Origin of the sequence: Bradyrhizobium genosp. SA-4 str. CB756 (genome assembly GCF_000473125.1) — a bacterium.
Classification (GTDB): Bacteria; Pseudomonadota; Alphaproteobacteria; order Rhizobiales; family Xanthobacteraceae; genus Bradyrhizobium; species Bradyrhizobium arachidis.
This window is the reverse complement of the sequence record NZ_KI421499.1, coordinates 3,660,654-3,677,820: the sequence shown is the minus strand read 5'-3', so window position 1 is coordinate 3,677,820 and position 17,167 is coordinate 3,660,654. Positions and strand designations below refer to the sequence as shown.

The 17,167-nt window shown below is 65.2% G+C and carries 14 protein-coding genes; 9 read left to right on the top strand and 5 right to left on the bottom strand.

Annotation, left to right across the window (positions count from 1 at the left end):
• Window positions 1-63 precede the first annotated feature (63 nt).
• Window positions 64-1,161: an LPS export ABC transporter permease LptG gene (gene lptG / locus BRAGE_RS0118140; RefSeq protein WP_027557596.1), complete on the bottom strand. Its 1,098-nt coding sequence runs from the start codon at window positions 1,159-1,161 to the stop codon at window positions 64-66.
• Window positions 1,158-2,327 carry an LPS export ABC transporter permease LptF gene (gene lptF, locus BRAGE_RS0118135; RefSeq protein ID WP_027557597.1) on the bottom strand — a complete coding sequence of 390 codons (1,170 nt, stop codon included), beginning with the start codon at window positions 2,325-2,327 and terminating at the stop codon, window positions 1,158-1,160. The genes lptG and lptF overlap by 4 nt, the downstream gene beginning before the upstream one ends.
• Window positions 2,328-2,664: 337 nt before the next feature.
• Here lptF and BRAGE_RS0118130 point away from each other — a divergent pair, with 337 nt between their 5' ends.
• The 7 genes from BRAGE_RS0118130 to BRAGE_RS0118100 all read left to right on the top strand — a co-directional run bounded on the left by BRAGE_RS0118130 (window position 2,665) and on the right by BRAGE_RS0118100 (window position 12,670).
• Window positions 2,665-4,164, top strand: a complete 1,500-nt coding sequence (locus tag BRAGE_RS0118130; protein WP_027557598.1) for a leucyl aminopeptidase — start codon at window positions 2,665-2,667, stop codon at window positions 4,162-4,164.
• 6 nt (window positions 4,165-4,170) lie between these two features.
• Window positions 4,171-4,623 (top strand): DNA polymerase III subunit chi, encoded by a 453-nt coding sequence (locus tag BRAGE_RS0118125; RefSeq protein WP_027557599.1) that lies wholly within the window; start codon window positions 4,171-4,173, stop codon window positions 4,621-4,623.
• A gap of 127 nt (window positions 4,624-4,750) precedes the next feature.
• Window positions 4,751-5,281: a hypothetical protein gene (locus tag BRAGE_RS0118120; protein WP_035729822.1), complete on the top strand. Its 531-nt coding sequence runs from the start codon at window positions 4,751-4,753 to the stop codon at window positions 5,279-5,281.
• A gap of 238 nt (window positions 5,282-5,519) precedes the next feature.
• Window positions 5,520-5,801 (top strand): GNAT family N-acetyltransferase, encoded by a 282-nt coding sequence (locus tag BRAGE_RS48825; protein WP_199820226.1) that lies wholly within the window; start codon window positions 5,520-5,522, stop codon window positions 5,799-5,801.
• A gap of 301 nt (window positions 5,802-6,102) precedes the next feature.
• Window positions 6,103-8,949, top strand: a complete 2,847-nt coding sequence (locus BRAGE_RS0118110; RefSeq protein ID WP_027557601.1) for a beta strand repeat-containing protein — start codon at window positions 6,103-6,105, stop codon at window positions 8,947-8,949.
• Window positions 8,950-9,099: 150 nt separating this feature from the next.
• Window positions 9,100-11,232, top strand: a complete 2,133-nt coding sequence (locus BRAGE_RS0118105; RefSeq protein WP_027557602.1) for a type I secretion system permease/ATPase — start codon at window positions 9,100-9,102, stop codon at window positions 11,230-11,232.
• Window positions 11,219-12,670: an HlyD family type I secretion periplasmic adaptor subunit gene (locus BRAGE_RS0118100; RefSeq protein ID WP_027557603.1), complete on the top strand. Its 1,452-nt coding sequence runs from the start codon at window positions 11,219-11,221 to the stop codon at window positions 12,668-12,670. Before BRAGE_RS0118105 ends, BRAGE_RS0118100 begins: the two co-directional genes overlap by 14 nt.
• A gap of 71 nt (window positions 12,671-12,741) precedes the next feature.
• Here the strand turns inward: BRAGE_RS0118100 and BRAGE_RS0118095 are convergent, their stop codons facing one another.
• The 3 genes from BRAGE_RS0118095 to BRAGE_RS0118085 all read right to left on the bottom strand — a co-directional run bounded on the left by BRAGE_RS0118095 (window position 12,742) and on the right by BRAGE_RS0118085 (window position 15,349).
• A complete protein-coding gene (locus BRAGE_RS0118095) occupies window positions 12,742-14,604 on the bottom strand; it encodes an ABC-F family ATP-binding cassette domain-containing protein (RefSeq protein WP_027557604.1) in 1,863 nt (620 codons plus the stop codon).
• 70 nt (window positions 14,605-14,674) lie between these two features.
• A complete protein-coding gene (locus BRAGE_RS55925) occupies window positions 14,675-14,848 on the bottom strand; it encodes a hypothetical protein (RefSeq protein WP_167336514.1) in 174 nt (57 codons plus the stop codon).
• Window positions 14,849-15,094: 246 nt separating this feature from the next.
• On the bottom strand, window positions 15,095-15,349 hold the full coding sequence (locus BRAGE_RS0118085) for a hypothetical protein (RefSeq protein WP_027557605.1): 255 nt from the start codon (window positions 15,347-15,349) through the stop codon (window positions 15,095-15,097).
• A 326-nt stretch (window positions 15,350-15,675) separates the two neighbouring features.
• Here BRAGE_RS0118085 and ndk point away from each other — a divergent pair, with 326 nt between their 5' ends.
• Window positions 15,676-16,098: a nucleoside-diphosphate kinase gene (gene ndk, locus BRAGE_RS0118080; RefSeq protein WP_027557606.1), complete on the top strand. Its 423-nt coding sequence runs from the start codon at window positions 15,676-15,678 to the stop codon at window positions 16,096-16,098.
• A gap of 47 nt (window positions 16,099-16,145) precedes the next feature.
• Window positions 16,146-17,006, top strand: a complete 861-nt coding sequence (locus BRAGE_RS0118075) for a TerC family protein (protein WP_027557607.1) — start codon at window positions 16,146-16,148, stop codon at window positions 17,004-17,006.
• The last annotated feature ends 161 nt before the right edge of the window (window positions 17,007-17,167 follow it).

Sequence of the window (17,167 nt, the reverse complement as noted above, 5' to 3'; positions counted from 1 at the left end):
CGTTCGCGCGCACCACGGTGCGCCGCGTCAAACGAGACACGGGTCCTCGACGGACGGCAGTCACTAACCGTCCTCCTGGTACAACAAGGCCAAAAAGCCGGTGAGGCCGCCCACCACCACGGGCAACCACGCCGCAGCGATCGGATGCATCAACTCAGCCTTGCTCAAGTCTTCAGTCACTTTCGATAGAACGTAGAGCAGAAAGCCTGCGCCCACGCCACTCAAAACCATCTTCTGCACGCCGCCCATCCGGAAGAAGCGCAACGACACGGAGGCCGCGAGCATCACCATGGCAGCCAGCAAAAACGGCTGCGCCAGGAGCTTTTGATACTGGAGTCGGTATCCTGCTGTCGCGAAGCCCGAGCTTTCCGACGAGCGGATGTAGCTCGGTAGTTGCCAAAAGGACACAGTCTCGGGTGTGGAAAAGCTGTTGCGGACCTGCGCCTCGGTCAGCGTCGTCGGAATCTCCAACGTGGCCTGGTCGACCGGCGGTGAGTCCAGCGTGAAGCGGCGGACGCCCCTGAACAGCCAGTGGCCGGACTCGAGCGTGGCCTCACGCGCCTCGATCCGTTCCTTGAAGTGCTGATCTGTGTCGAATCGGAACAGCGTGAGCCCGGTGAGCCGCACGCCCTGCTGCTCGCTGCGCGCGGCATTGATGATGGTCTGGCCGTCGCTGGTGACCTGGTTGAGCCAGAAACCGGTGGCGTCCTGGATGCCGCCGCCCGGCGCCGAGCCGAACAGCTCCGCCTCCATGCGCTTGGAGAGTTCGCGCAAGTTCGCCGACATCGGATTGTAGGCGACCGTGGCGATCACCCCGATCAGCAGCGCGCTGCCGAGCGCGGGCGAGATGAACTGCCAGGCCGAGATGCCGGCGGCGCGCGCGACCACGAGCTCGAGCCGGCGGGAGAGGGCGAGATAGCAGGTCATGGCGCCGATCAGCATGCAGAACGGCGTCAGCTTCTCCAGCAGCTGTGGCACCCGGAACAACGAGGTCTCGGCCACCATGAGCGCGGAGGCGGATGCAAGGCCCGAGGTCTTGCGCACCATCTCGATGTAGTCGACCAGCACCAGCAGCAGGAAGATGCTGGCGAACACGCCGAGCGCCGCGACGACGAAGCGTCCGGCGAAATAGCGCCCGAGCGTGTTGGTGAGCATGCTCATGCGGTGGCCGGCCGTCCGAACAGTCGCGCGATGCGCGCGTTCGACCTGTTGATGGCTTCCAAGAGGCCAGGCGGCGGCTCGACCACGATGCCGCCGACGATCATCCACAGCCCGACGCCGATGGCGCCGAAAACCATCGCGTATTGGACCAGCACCGGGGCCGGCGATTTCACTGCCATCACCGAGCAGGCAAAGCCCGCCATGCGCAGGCCGAACACCGCGAGGATCGAGGAGCCGATCGAGAAATTGCGGCTCTGGCGGGTGGTGCGAGGTGCGCCGAGGAAGGCGAAGGTCAGCACGGCAAAGGCAAACGGATAAATCGGGGCCAGGAGGCTGTCATGCAGGGCCGAGCGGAACTGCCCGGGAATCTGGTTGTAGACGGGGTCATCCTCGGACGGCGAGAACAGCTCCCAGAGATAGCGCTCGCGGATGCCGAGGGTGACGTCACGGCCCTGGTTGCCGAACTTCGACATGTCGAAGCCGTAGCGGCCGAACGCCACCAGCGCGGGATCGCGCTTGCCGGCCTCGAAGCGCTGGAGATTGCCGTCCTTCAGCACCAGGAACGAGCCGTTCTCGTTCTTCACGACCTCGCCGTGCTCGGCGACGATCGAGACGCGCTCGTTCGGATCGCGGCGGTCGTCGATGAAGATGCCGGCGAGGATGCCGCCGGGCTGGCGCTCGCGGATCCGGATCGTCAGGTTCTTGTCGAGCTGGGCGAAGCGGCCGGGCTGCAGGATGTTGGTGAGCACGTCGGCGGTGATCTCGGCGTCCCATTGCTTGATCCGCCGCATGCCGTCGGGGGCGAGGTAAGCCGCGATGAAGGCGACGAGCGCCGCCACCACGCAGGTGGCGTACAAGAACGGATAGAACAGCCGGAACGGCGAGAAGCCGGCGGCATTCATCACGATGATCTCGGAATCGGTCGCGAGCTTGTTCAGGGTGTGCGAGATCGCGATCATCAGCGCGATCGGCGAGATGATCAGCACGAGTGCGGGCACGACGAGGCTGGTGATGCCGAGGAAGGTCAGGATGGTCTGACCCTGGCTCGTCATCAGGTCGATGCCGCGCAACGCCTGCGTAATCCAGATCACGCCGGTGAGGCTGACCAGGACCAGCGCAAACGACGCCAGCGTCGTGCGGAAGATATACCTATCGATTGACCCCATGCGCTACCGCACGAATCCCACCAAGTCCCCACGCAGGCCGGAATGGCATCCGTCCAACCAATCCCGCAAGGGGATCCCCAAGGTCGGACCAACAGCTCTTCCGCCAGCTTACTTACTCACTACCATCCCTTTGATCCGTCAACAAAATGGCTGCCCCGTGGCACCCTCAGCATATGGTTAATATTTCGCTCGTTGTGGCTTGGCGGCCACGGCGGTGCTTGGCATCTGCCGCGCCGCTGGCCCATAGTGCGAAAAGTCCAGTGAATCGCCATTCAGCTCCGACCCGCTGCGGGAGCCGAAGAAGGGCGAAAAGCCTGATGTTTTGAAGGAGTTACTCATGTCCGATGCCATCAAGGTCGGCTTTGTCCCGTTGTCTGCCGCACCCCGTGGCATCCTGGTGGTGTTCTGTGACGACGGTCTGAAGCTCGGCCCCGCGACGGCCAAGGCGCTCGGCGGCGCGACCGATCTGGTGAAGCGGGCCGCGTCCACCGCCGGCTTCAAGGGCAAAAGCGGCGCGGCGCTCGACATCCTGGCGCCGGAGGGGGTGAAGGCCACGCGCCTGGTCGTGATCGGCGCCGGCAAGGCGGCAAGCCTCAAGGCCAACGATTTCCTCAAATTCGGCGGCGTCGCCGCCAGCAAGCTGTCTGCCGAGGCCACTGCCATGACCATCATGGCGGAATTGCCTGATGGCGCCATGACAAGCGAGCAGGCGGTGGCGATCGCCTCGGGCCTGCGGCTGCGGGCCTACAAGTTCGACCGCTACAAGACCAAGAAGAAGGACGGCGAGGAGCGCGGCTTGCGCGCCGAAATCTCGCTCGCGGTGGGCGATGCAGGCGCGGCCAAGAAGACGTTCGCCTCGGCCGGCCACGTCGTCGACGGCGTCGTCATCGCGCGCGACCTCGTCAACGAGCCGCCGAACGTGCTCTACCCCGAGGAATTCGCGCGCCGCGCGGGCCAGCTCCGCAGGCTCGGCGTCAAGGTCGAGGTGCTCGACGTCAAGGCGATGCAGAAGCTCGGCATGGGCGCGCTGCTCGGCGTCGGCCAGGGCTCGGCGCGGCCAAGCCGCACCGTGATCATGCGCTGGGACGGGGGCAAGAAGGGCGAGGCGCCGGTCGCCTTCGTCGGCAAGGGCGTCTGCTTCGACACTGGCGGCATCTCGATCAAGCCCGCCGGCAGCATGGAGGACATGAAGGGCGACATGGGGGGAGCTGCCTGCGTCGTCGGCCTGATGCACGCGCTAGCGGCGCGTAAGGCGAAGGCCAACGTGGTCGGCGCCATTGGCCTCGTCGAGAACATGCCCGACGGCAATGCGCAGCGCCCCGGCGACATCGTCACCTCGATGTCGGGCCAGACCATCGAGATCATCAACACCGACGCGGAGGGGCGCCTCGTTCTGGCCGACGTGCTCTGGTACGTCGCGAAAAGGGTGAAGCCGAAATTCATGGTGGACCTCGCCACGCTCACCGGCGCGATCATGGTCGCGCTCGGCACCGAGCATGCCGGCATGTTCTCCAACAATGACGAGCTGGCCGAACGCCTGCACGCCGCCGGCATCGAGAGCGGGGAGAAGGTCTGGCGCATGCCGCTCGGCCCCGAATACGACAAGCTGATCGATTCCCAGTTCGCCGACATGAAGAACACCGGCGGCCGTCACGGCGGCTCGATCACCGCGGCGCAATTCCTCCAGCGCTTCGTCGACGGCACCCCCTGGGCGCATCTCGACATCGCCGGCACCGCCATGGGCGCGCCGAAGACCGACATCAACCAGAGCTGGGGAAGCGGCTATGGCGTCCGCCTGCTGGATCGGCTGGTGGCAGATCACTACGAGCGCAAATGATCCGCGATGACTGAAGTGCTGTTCTACCATCTGCAAAACATGACGGTGGAGAATGTGTTGCCGCCGCTTCTCGAGAAATCGCTCGAGCGCGGCTGGCGTGTCGTCGTGCAGTCGACCTCGGAGGAGCGCGCCGATGCGCTCGACGCGCACTTATGGACCTATCGCGACGATTCCTTCCTGCCGCATGCGACATGGCGCGTGAACGATGCCGCCGATCAGCCGATCCTGCTGGCGATCGCGGAGGACAATCCGAACGGCGCCAATGTCCGCTTCCTGATCGACAATGCCGCGCTGCCGCAGGACGCGCAGGGCTATGAACGCATGGTGCTGCTGTTCAACGGCGACGATCCGGATGCGCTCGCTTTGGCCCGCAGTACTTGGACGGATTGCAAGGCGCGGGGATTTGATGTCACCTATTGGCAGGCCGACGAGCGGGGCCGGTGGCAGCGCCGGAATTAGCGGTCGATCGCAATTAATGATAATTTGCACTTTTCGGGCGATACTGGCTTTGGTCAATTTCGTGCCGCAAAGTGATGGTGGGACAAGTGCTTAGGGGTCGTCCTTCACGCGGGGAATTTAGTTTATCGTGCGACATCAAAAGCTTCCCAGCTCGCTCATAATTGCGCTCGCTGCCCTCGCACCGCTGGTTGCGGGCTGTTCGGGCGGGACCGATCTGCTGTCGAAGGACGCCGAGTGGTTCCAACGGCCCGGCCGCCTCTTCATCAAGAGCATCTCGATCGAATCGCCGCCGCTGACGCCCGACAAGCCGGTGACGGCCGAGGATCTGGTCAGCGCCGACGGCGCCTGTCCCGGCATGGCGCCGCCGCCGGGACCTTCCGATGCCAATGCGTCGACGACGGCGCCGGCGCCGGTGGGCGGCACAGTTGCGCTCGGCCACACCGAATGCGACGTCGTGCGCGGTATCGGCGCGCCCTCGAACGTCAATCTCTCCAACGATGCCGGCGGCCGCCGCGTCGCCGTGGTGACCTGGACCACCGGCCCGCGCGCGGGCATCTACACCTTCACGTCCGGCCGCCTGTCCTCGATCGAGGGCAATCCCGAGCCGCAGGTCGTGCCGAAGGCGACCAAGCCGAAGCCAAAGAAGAAGTCGGCGTAAGTGAATGCTCGTGTCCCGGACGCGGCGCGGCATGCCCCGGCGATACGAAGCATTGGCGGAATGACGCTACGCCTAGCCGGGACTCGGCTCGGTAGCACGGACTAACGTGCGGTGTAGCTCCGGAGGTGGTGCGGCCTAACAGGCTTTCCAATGAGTCTGACTTTCGCGCCCACGACGCAGTCCGACGCTGACGAGCTGGTGGCCATCCGCATCGCCGCGATGCGCGAGAGCTTGGAGCATGTCGGACGCTTTGATCCGCAGCGCGCGCGATCGCTTTTTGGCAACCTTCGAGCCCGCGCTGTGCCGCTTCATCATCCTGCCTGAACAGGGAAAGGGGATCGGAGCCGCGGTGCTTCGACAGATCTTCGCAGATGCCGATTCGCAGCGTATCTCGATCCGCCTGGATGCACTGCGTGGCAGCGAAGCGAATCGCTTTTATCAACGACACGGCTTCGAGCGGACGCACGAAGCGGAGTGGGACATCTATTACGTGCGTCAACCAAGTCCCATAGAGCAATAGCTACCCAACAGCTTCATCGTATTGCGCGCTCGCCTCCAGCCATTGTTCCTGCGCTGCGCGCGAGCCGCCCAGCCTCGTCGAACACGCTCGTGAAATCACGCCGCCGTTACGCATGATCGCGCGACTCTCACGTGAGAGTCATTGCATCCGCCGTGGAACGTAGCGCGAAGCAAAACTGGAGGAAATCTCCAGAATAATCACGCGCGTCTCAAGCGACGCTTCAGGATTGTCACATGTGCGGCTGCTACGCATTGAGATGAGGGGCGAGATCGATCGAAGGATCATTTGAAGGATCATTTGGATGTCTGTTACCTCTGTTTTTTCCCCGGTTACGGGCCAGCTCACCATCTTCGGCGACGGTACGAATAACGGCGTTGTGATCGGCCGCGACAAGTCCGGTCGCATCCTGGTCAACAACGGCTCTGTGAAAACGGCCGGTGGCGATCCCACCGTCGCCAACACCAACGAGATCGACGTCTTCGGTCAAGGCGGCGACGACACGATCACCGTCAACGAATCCAACGGCCCGATGCCGGCGGTGCACGTCTTCGGCGGCGACGGCAACGACAAGATTACGGGCGGCTCGGGTGCCGATCTCCTGTTCGGCCAGGCCGGTGACGATACGATCAAGGGCGGCGGCGGCAACGATCTGCTGTTCGGCGGAGCGGGCAACGACACGCTCGACGGCGGTAGCGGCGACAACCAGTTGTTCGGCGAAGCTGGCAACGACCTCATGATCTGGAATCCCGGCGGCGGCACCAATCTGTTCGAGGGTGGTGACGGCATCGACACGGCGCAGGTCAACGGCAGCAATGATTCCGAGACGTTCACGATTGTGGCGAACGGCACGCGCGTGCGATTTGACGGCACCGGTGCTGCGCCGTTTTCGCTCGACATCGGGACGACGGAGAATCTGGTGCTGCACGCCGGCGGCGGCGACGACGTCATCACCGCGGGCAACGGGCTCGCTCCACTGATCTCGCTGACGCTCGACGGCGGCGCCGGCAACGACAGGATCACCGGCGGCGACGGCAACGACCTGCTGATCGGCGGCTCCGGTGACGACATCGCCAATGGCGGACGCGGTAACGATGTCGCCCAGCTCGGATCGGGCGACGACACCTTCATCTGGAATCCAGGCGACGGCAGCGACACGGTCGAAGGCGGATCGGGCAACGACAAGCTGCTGTTCAACGGTGCCAACATCAACGAGAAGATCGACATTTCGGCAAATGGCGGAAGGGTGCGTTTCACCCGCGACGTCGCCAACATCACGATGGACCTCAACAGCGTCGAGCAGATCGAATTCGATGCGCGCGGCGGCGCCGACAACATCAACGTCGGCGATCTCACCGGCACCGGCGTCAAGCAGGTGCTGGTCGATCTCGGAGCCACGCCCGGGGGCACGCAAGGCGACGGCGCGGCCGATACAGTGACCGTCAACGGCACCAACGGCAACCAGCACATCACGGTCACGGCCGTGGGCACCACGGTCACGGTGACAGGCCTGCCGGAAGTCGTGACGATCGCGAATGCGGAAGGGGCCAACGACCGTCTGGTGATCCAGGAGCTCGGCGGCAACGACGTCATCGACGCGTCCGCGCTTCCCGCGGTGATCGGACTGACCATCGACGGCGGTGCGGGCAACGACACCATCACCGGCAGCCAGGGCGCCGATCTCCTGATCGGTGGTGACGGCAACGACAAGGTCACCGGCGGCCGCGGCAACGACGTCGCCGATCTCGGTGCGGGTGACGATCTCTTCACGTGGAATCCCGGCGATGGCAGCGACACCGTTGAGGGCGGCGCAGGTACGGATACGCTGGTTTTCAACGGCTCCAATGTGGCCGAGAACATGTCGATCTCGGCGAACGGAACCCGTACGCTGCTCACCCGCGACGTCGGTGCCATCGTCATGGATCTGGATGGCGTCGAGCACGTGCAGATCGCGGCTGCCGGCGGGGCCGACAATATCACCGTCAACGACCTGACCGGGACCGGGGTGACCCAGGTCGCCATCGACCTCAGCGCCGGCCCCGGCAGCACCAGCGGCGATGGAGCTGCCGACCGCGTCACGGTGGACGGCAGTGCCGGAGACGACAACATCTCGGTGACGACCTCGGGCAGCTCGATCGTGGTCAACGGCCTTGCGGCGCAGGTGACGATCGCTCACTCCGATGCCGGTGACGTGCTCAGCGTCAACGGCGGTGCGGGCAACGACGTCATCAACGCGTCCACGATCAAGGCGGGGCAGCCGTTCAGCCTCGACATCAACGGCGGCGACGGCAACGACACGATCACCGGCAGCGCCGGCAATGACATCGTGAACGGCGGCCGCGGCAACGATGTCGCCAATCTCGGAGCCGGCGACGACACCTTCGTCTGGAATCCCGGCGACGGCAGCGACGTCGTCGAAGGCGGCAAGGGCACCGACACCCTGCAGTTCAACGGTGCCAATATCAGCGAGAACATCAACATCTCGGCCAATGGCGGCCGGGTGCTGTTCACCCGCGACGTCGCCGCCATCGCGATGGATCTCAACGGCGTCGAGCACATCAACTTCAACGCCCTGGGTGGCGCCGACAACATCACGGTCGGCGATCTCTCCGGGACCGGCGTGAACCAGATCAACCTCGACCTCGGCGCCAATGACGGTGCCGCCGACACGGTGAACATCAACGGCACCAGCGGCAGTGACGTCATCACGGTGACCGAGCACGACGGCATCATCACGGTGTCGGGGCTTGGCCAGGACATCAACATCACCGATGCCGGTGCGGGCGACAGGATCGTCATCAACGGTCTCGACGGCGACGATGTCATCACGGCCTCGGGCCTGCACGGCGGCATCCAGCTCGTCGCCAATGGCGGCAACGGCGACGACGTCCTGATCGGCGGTTCCGGCAACGACACGTTGACCGGCGGGGCAGGCGATGACGTCCTGATCGGCGGCGGAGGTGCTGACGTCCTCGACGGCGGCAGCGGTAGCAATGTCGTGATCCAGGGCGGAGCATTCGCCGCAGCGATGCTGCTCAACCAGGCCATGGCGGCAAGCTTCGCTCCCGCAGGCGACGGCCACGGCGAGATGCCGCTGGCCGATCCGCACACGGCGCAGACCCAGACGCTAGCCCCGCCGCAGCACGCCTGACAGCGATCGGGTGAGCCTCAACTAGCGCGTCGACGAAGGTGCGTTCCCTCCCCCGCAAGGGGGGAGGGAACGGGGAAAGCGCTGCTGCAGGCCAAATTCAACTCAACCCATAGACATCCCGCTCCAGCTGCTCCGCTCCGGAGAACACCCATGACGACGAACATGGTCTTGCCTGACACGGGTCTCGACGCGCTGCTCACCCTGCTGCATCTGCAGGGTGTCGCGGCGGACCGCGACCAGCTCAGGCACCGGCTTGGTACGACACGTTTCGGCGCAGCGGACATCGTCCGCTGCGCCAGGTCGCTCGGACTGAAGGCGCGAACCTATCGAACGGAATGGAAGCGTCTGTCGGATACCCCGCTGCCGGCGATCGCGATGCTGCGTGACGGCAGCTTCATGGTCATCGCCAAAGCCACGGCCGACAAGGTGCTGGTGCAGTCGCCGCAGGCGCAGCGGCCGGTGTTCATGGAGCGCGACGAGCTTGTCGCGCTCTGGGACGGCAGCTTGATCCTGATGGCCCGGCGCGCTGGGCTCTCCGACCTTGGACGCCGCTTCGACATCACCTGGTTCATCGGCGCGATCGGCAAGTATCGGCGGCTGCTGGGCGAGGTGGTGGCCGCCTCGTTCTTCCTTCAGCTGTTCGCGCTGGTCTCGCCGCTGTTCTTCCAGGTCGTGATCGACAAGGTGCTGGTGCACCGCTCATTGTCCACGCTCGACGTGCTGGTGATCGGCCTCGTCGTCGTCTCGCTGTTCGACACGGTGCTCGGGATCCTGCGCAACTATCTGTTCGCGCACACCACCAACCGCATCGACGTCGAGCTCGGCGCGCGGCTGTTCCACCATCTGCTGGCGCTGCCGATGGCCTGGTTCCAGGCAAGGCGCGTCGGCGATTCCGTGGCACGGGTGCGCGAGCTCGAGAATATCCGCAATTTCATCACCTCATCGTCGCTGACGTTGCTCATCGACCTGGTCTTCACCTCGGTGTTTCTGGCGGTGATGTTCGCCTATTCGCCTGTCATGACCTGCATCGTGCTGGGCTCGTTCCCGTTCTACATCGCGATCTCGGCGGTGGCGACGCCGTTGTTCCGCCGCAGGCTGGAGGAGAAATTCCGCCGCGGCGCCGAGAACCAGGCGTTCCTGGTCGAAAGCGTCAGCGGCATCGAGACGTTGAAGGCGATGGCGGTCGAGCCGCAGATGCAGCGGCGCTGGGAAGAGCAGCTCGCCGGCTACGTCTCGGCGAGCTTTGGCGTCAGCAGCCTCGGCAACACCGCGAGCCAGCTCGTGCAGTTCGTCAGCAAGGTCGTCACCGCCGCCATCCTCTATGTCGGCGCGCGGCTCGTGATCGGTGACGCCTTGACCGTCGGCGAGCTCGTCGCCTTCAACATCTTTGCAGGCAGAGTCTCGGCGCCGGTGCTGCGACTGGCGCAGGTCTGGCAGGATTTCCACCAGGCACGGCTCTCGATCGCGCGGCTCGGCGACATCCTCAACAGCGCGGCGGAGCCGGCTTACTCCGCCGGCCGTGCCGGGCTGCCGCCGCTTCAGGGCAACATCCGCTTCGAGCACGTCGCGTTCCGCTACCGGGTCGATGGACCGGAAATCCTGCACGACGTCTCGTTCGACATTCCGGCGGGCCAGACCGTCGGCATCGTCGGCTCGTCGGGCTCGGGCAAGAGCACCTTCGCAAAGCTGGTGCAGCGGCTCTACCTGCCGCAGGGCGGCCGCGTGCTGATCGACGGCATGGACCTCGTCATGACCGATCCGGCCTGGCTGCGGCGGCAGATCGGCGTCGTGCTGCAGGAGAACACGCTGTTCAACCGTTCGGTGCGGGACAACATCGCGCTGGCCGATCCGGCCCTGCCGATGGAGCGCATCATGGCGGCGGCAAGGCTTGCGGGCGCGCACGACTTCATTCTGGAGCTCCCCGAAGGCTACGACACCGTGGTGGGTGAGCGCGGCTCGACGCTGTCGGGCGGGCAGCGCCAGCGCATCGCGATCGCCCGCGCACTGGTGAGCAATCCCCGCATCCTGATCTTCGATGAGGCCACCAGCGCGCTCGACTATGAGAGCGAGCGGATCATCCACGACAACATGAAGGAGATCGCGAAGGGCCGCACGGTTCTGATCATCGCGCATCGCCTGTCCACCGTGCGCGGCGCCGACCGCATCTTCACGCTGGAGCGGGGACGTCTGGTCGAGGACGGCACGCATGACGCCTTGATCAAGACCGGCGGCCGCTATGCAGCCCTGCACCGCCTTCAGGGAGGCCTCTATGAGGTCGGTTAGCACCGTGCCGGCCCGAAAGTCGGAACAGACCATCGTTCCCTTCAGGAAAGCAAATACCCGGCGCGGCGAGGAAATCGCGTTCCTGCCGGCGGCGCTGGAGATCACCGAGACACCGCCGTCGCCGATCGGCCGCGCCATCGCGATCGCCCTGATGCTTCTGGTCTGCGCTGCGCTGGCGTGGTCCGCCTGGGGCACGATCGACATCGTGGCGTCCGCGACCGGGAAGGTCGTGTCGAGCGGGCGCAGCAAGGTGGTCCAGCCGTTCGAGACCGGCGTGGTGCGTGCGATCCACGTGCAGGACGGGCAGGCGGTCAAATCCGGCGATGTGCTGATCGAGCTCGATCCAACCGTGAATGCCGCCGAGCGCGATCGCCTGCATGACGATCTCATGGCCGAGCGTCTCAATATCGCGCGCCTGCGCGCCGCGCTGACGGCTGGCGAAGATGCTTCGGTTGATCTCGTCGTACCCGCGGACGCCGACCCCGCGCTGGTCGCGACGCAGCGGCAGCTGCTCGCGAGCCAGGTCGGCGAGCATCGTGCCAAGCTCGCGGCGCTTGCGCGCCAGGAGGCGCAGAAGGACGCCGAGCATCAGACCATCGCGGCGACGATCCACAAGCTCGATGCGTTGCTCCCGGTCACGCAGCAGCGCGTCGAGATCCGCAAGACGCTGATGGAGAAGGAGATCGGCTCGAAGCTGACCTATTACGAGACGCTTCAGCTCCAGATCGAGCAGCAGGAGGAGCTTCGCGTCCAGAACAGCCGCTTGAAGGAAGCTGAGTCCGCTGTCGCCGCGATCCGCGAGACCCGCACGCAAGCCGTGGCCGAGTACAGGAAGACCATCTCCGACGAGCTCGCCAAGAGCGAGCAGAAGGCCAATAGCGTTGCGCGCGACCTGATCAAGGCGGAGCAGCGGACCAGCTTGCAGCAACTGGCATCACCGGTTGACGGTGTCGTGCAGCAGCTTGCGGTCCACACCGTCGGCGGCGTCGTCACGCCGGCGCAATCGCTGCTGGTGATCGTGCCGTCGGATACGCGGCTCGAGGTCGAGGCGATGATCTCCAACCGCGACATCGGCTTCGTCGAGGCCGGGCAGGGCGCCGCGATCAAGATCGACACTTTCAACTTTACCCGCTACGGCCTGCTGGAAGGCCGCGTGCTGAGCGTCTCGCAGGACGCCATTATCCGCGACCGCCCGCCGGAGCGCGGCGACCGCGCGCTCGGGCAGCAGCATGACAGCAGCGAGCCCACCGGGCAGGAGCTCAGCTACAGCGCCCGCATCTCGCTCGATCGCACCCAGATGCAGGTGGACGACCGCCTGGTCAGCCTGTCGCCGGGAATGGCCGTGACGGTGGAGATCCAGACCGGCTCACGCACCATACTCAGTTACCTTTTGTCGCCATTGCAGCGCTACCGGCATGAGATCATGCGAGAACGCTAGGCCTTTCCGTTTAGCTAAGCCTATTCAATGGCTTCGGTACCGTGCATGGGGTTGTTTTGCGGGCCTTGAAGTCAGGTGGCGGCTTCGTCGAACTGCGTGCTCGCCTCGAGCCATTGCTCCTCCGCCCGCGCCAGCGCGTCCGCGGCGTTGGCGCGCGCCTTCGAGAGTTGGGCGGCCTGCTTGGGATCGCGGGTGAAAATGTCGGGCAAAGCGAGGGCGGTGTCGATCTTGGCGATGATGTCGGTGACGCGCGCGATCTCGGCCTCGGCTTCGGCGATGCGCTTCTTCAGCGAGCCGCGATTGTCCGACTTCGGACGCTGCGGCTTTTCACTCGGCGCATTGCGCTCGCGCGCCGGCTCTTCGGCATTGCGCGCGGACAGCACCAGGCGGCGGTACTCGTCGAGATCGCCGTCGTAATTGGTGACGGTGCGGTCGGCGACGATCCAGAGCCGGTCGGCGCAGGCCTCGATCAGATAGCGGTCGTGCGAGACCATGATGACGGCACCGGGGAATTCATTGATGGCTTCGGCCAGTGCCGCGCGGCTGTCGATGTCGAGATGGTTGGTCGGCTCGTCCAGGATGATCATGTTGGGGCCGAAAAAGGTCGCAAGGCCCAGCAGGAGGCGCGCCTTCTCGCCGCCCGACAATTTGCCGGCCTTGGTGTCGGCGGCCTTGCCGGAGAAGCCGATCGCGCCGGCGCGCGCCCGCACTTTTGCCTCGGGCGCATCACCCATCAGCTTGCGGACGTGGTCGTAGGCTGAGGCGTCTTCGTTCAATTCGTCGAGCTGGTGCTGCGCGAAATAGGCGATCGACAGCTTGTCGGCGCGCGTCACCTTGCCGGAGAAGGGCGCAAGGCGCCCGGCGAGCAGTTTTACAAGTGTCGACTTGCCGTTGCCGTTGGCGCCGAGCAGCGCGATGCGGTCGTCATTGTCGATGCGCAAGGTGACTCGGCCGAGCACCGGTGCTGCCGGGTCGTAACCGACGGAGGCGTTGTCGACGGCGATGATCGGCGGCGAGAGGATTTTCTCCGGCGCGGGAAAGCTGATCTCGCGCACGTCTTCGGTGACCAGCGCCGTGATCGGCTTCAGCCGCTCCAGCATCTTGACGCGGGACTGCGCCTGCCGGGCCTTCGAGGCCTTGGCCTTGAAGCGGTCGACAAAGGCTTGCAGGCGCGCGCGTTCGGCTTCCTGGCGCTTGACGGCCTTGGCATCCAGCAGCTCGCGCGCGGCGCGCTGCTCCTCGAAGGAGGAATAGGTGCCCTTGTAGAGCGTGAGCTTGCCGCGCTCCAAATGCAGGATCTGGTCGACCGAACTATCGAGCAGGTCGCGGTCATGGCTGATCACGATCACCGTGCGCGGATAATGCGCGAGATGATCCTCCAGCCACAGCGTGCCTTCGAGGTCGAGATAGTTGGTGGGCTCGTCGAGCAGCAAGAGGTCAGGGACGGCGAATAGCGTCGCGGCAAGGGCGACGCGCATGCGCCAGCCGCCGGAGAATTCGGCGCAGGGACGCAGCTGGTCGGCGGCGGAGAAGCCGAGGCCGGAGAGGATCGCGGCCGCGCGTGCGGGCGCCGAATGCGCGTCGATATCGACGAGCCGGGTCTGGATCTCGGCGATGCGGTGCGGATCGGTTGCGCTTTCGGCTTCGTGAAGCAGCGCGTCGCGTTCGAGATCGGCCTTGAGCACGACGGAGATCAGGCTCTCCGGGCCGTTCGGGGCTTCCTGCGCGAGGCTGCCCACACGCCAGCGCGGCGGCAGGGTCACTGTGCCGTGCTCGGCCGCGAGCTCGCCGCGGATCACCTTGAACAGCGTCGACTTGCCGGTGCCGTTGCGTCCGACCATGCCGACGCGTGAGCCCGGCGTGATCTGCACGGAACTCTGGTCAATCAGAAGGCGTCCGGCGAGGCGGATGGAGAGGTCGGTGATGGAAAGCATGTGGCCTTGTCACCGCAAGGCGCCTCGAACGCAACCCGTTTTTCCGTGACCACAAGCGGTCCGAATCAAATCAATGCGGATCGCGGTCGCGCCGCCTCAGCTCGTCGAGGAGATGCTCGAGATGCGTCGGCAGCCGCGGTTCGGGGCGGATGCTCTGCTGGAGCCGTTCGCCCACGGCATCGCAAATCGAGCGGCTAGTGCGCCGGTCGATCTGTTCGCTGTCATTGGCAGAAGGCCCAGCCATCGCAGAGGTTCCGTGTTCTCAAAGTAAAGACACGGTACCAAGTCCTTGGCCCCCCAAATTGTTTCGCTGGCCGTGGGGAATGCCCGGCATTCTAGTAAAAATTGTATGAATGCGCACGCTATCCGATCAATACAAAGCCCCGGCGCAGGGGGGGACGCCGGGGCTTCGCTTGGAAGGTACCCTGGGGGGAAGGTACCTAGGGGGAAGGTGCTTGGGGCTTTACTTGGGCTTAAGGTGCTGTCGGGCTCAGTAGCAGCGGTTGATCAGTCGCCAGCGGGGTCCCCAGGGGGTCGGGACCAGCCGGCGCACGTAGCAGCCGCCATAACCGTAAGAGACGGGGGCATAGAAGCGCGGGCCGCCCCAGCCGTAGCCGTGGTGCCAGCCGCCACCACCGCCGTGCCAGCCCCAGCCGCCATGCCAGTGAGCGGAGGCGGAGGTCGGTGCCAGCGCGGCACCCAGCGCGACCGCAGCGACGGCGGCAAGCGAAAGTTTCCTCAACATGGTGATCTCCTCAAAGACTGCCGGCGCGGGGCTATCGCGTCGATGAAAGGGCCGCCGAAACGGTCTGCCAAATGATCGGCTTTGGGATCAGGCTTCGGTTTCGATAGGCCCGACCTTACGCCGGCGAAGCTGAACCCAATCCTGACGGGGGTTTCAGATTGGGTTCATCTGGGTGAAATTGTTGTAATCCATGCTTAAATCCTGGGGACCGGCCCTGCGGCGAAGCGCCTGTGCGGCCGTTTGGGCGGTCGCTTGCCGTAACGCGAAGGCGCCGATATAAGCCCCGCAACTCGAAAACCTCCGCTTTCTTCTTCAAGGACAAGATTATGGCCATCGAACGCACTTTCTCGATCATCAAGCCCGATGCGACCGCGCGTAACCTGACCGGTGCGGTCAACGCCGTGATCGAGAAGGCGGGCCTGCGCATCGTCGCGCAGAAGCGCATCCGCATGACCAAGGAACAGGCCGAGACCTTCTATGCCGTCCACAAGGCCCGCCCGTTCTTCGGCGAGCTCGTCGAGTTCATGACCTCGGGCCCGGTGGTCGTGCAGGTGCTGGAAGGCGAGAACGCGATCGCCAAGTACCGCGACGCGATGGGTGCGACGGATCCGTCCAAGGCCGCCGACGGCACCATCCGCAAGCTCTACGCAAAGTCGATCGGCGAGAACTCGGCCCACGGCTCGGACGCCGCGGAGACCGCCGCGATCGAGATCGCGCAGTTCTTCTCGGGCAACGAGATCGTCGGCTGATCTCTCGGCTGACGCGTTAACAAGGCGACGGGGCGAAAGGACGTATTGTGAACTGGCTCTGGCAGATCTTCGATCCCGCTACGATCGGGGCATTCTTCACCCAGTTCCGCAATGAGATGGCCGAACCGACCTTCTGGATTGCGGTCGGCAAGATCATCTGGATCAACATCCTGCTCTCCGGCGACAACGCGCTGGTGATCGCGCTCGCCTGCCGCGGCCTGAAGCCGCGGCACCGGCTCTGGGGCATGATCCTCGGCGCCGGCGCGGCCGTGCTGCTGCGGATCATCTTCACCGGCATCGTCGCCAGCCTGATGGAGCTGCCCTATCTCAAGCTCGTCGGCGGTCTCGCGCTGATCGTGATCGCGGCCAAGCTGCTCGTGCCTGAAAATGAGGACGAGGAGGGCGTCGAGTCCGCCTCGCATCTGTGGCAGGCCGTGCAGATCGTCGTCGTCGCCGACATCGTCATGAGCCTCGACAACGTCATTGCGGTCGCGGCGGCGGCCAATGGCAGCGTGCCGCTGCTGATCCTCGGCCTTGCCATCAGCGTTCCCCTGATCGTCGCCGGTGCGGCGCTGATCATGGCGCTGCTGGCCAAGCTGCCGGTGCTGGTGTGGGCTGGTGCTGCGCTGCTCGGCTGGATCGCGGGCGAGGTGATCGCGACCGATCCCGGCGTCGCGCCCAGGCTGCACACGCTGTTCGAGGGGCCGCTCGGCGCCTCCCTGGACAAGATGCTCACCGGCATGCGCATCCCGCTGCAATTCGGCCATGGCGGAAGTGGCGGCGAGTATCTCTGCGCAGCGCTCGGCGTCGTCGTCGTGCTGGTCGTCGGCACCATCTGGCGCCGGCGCAGCCTCGGCCAGGCCGCGCTCGAATCCTCCGAGCGCCACGCCAAGGCGTCGGCTGAATAATCCCCCAAGCGTAGTTGCGTGATCGGTTTTGCCGGCTCACGCGCCGGCGAGCACCGCAGCTCCCCGCGAACTCTCCCGTCAAGCAGTCTCGCGTGACGCGCTTCGACATGTCGCAGCGTGAATCACAATGTTCGCAACCTCCGGGCGATCTAGAGTTTATC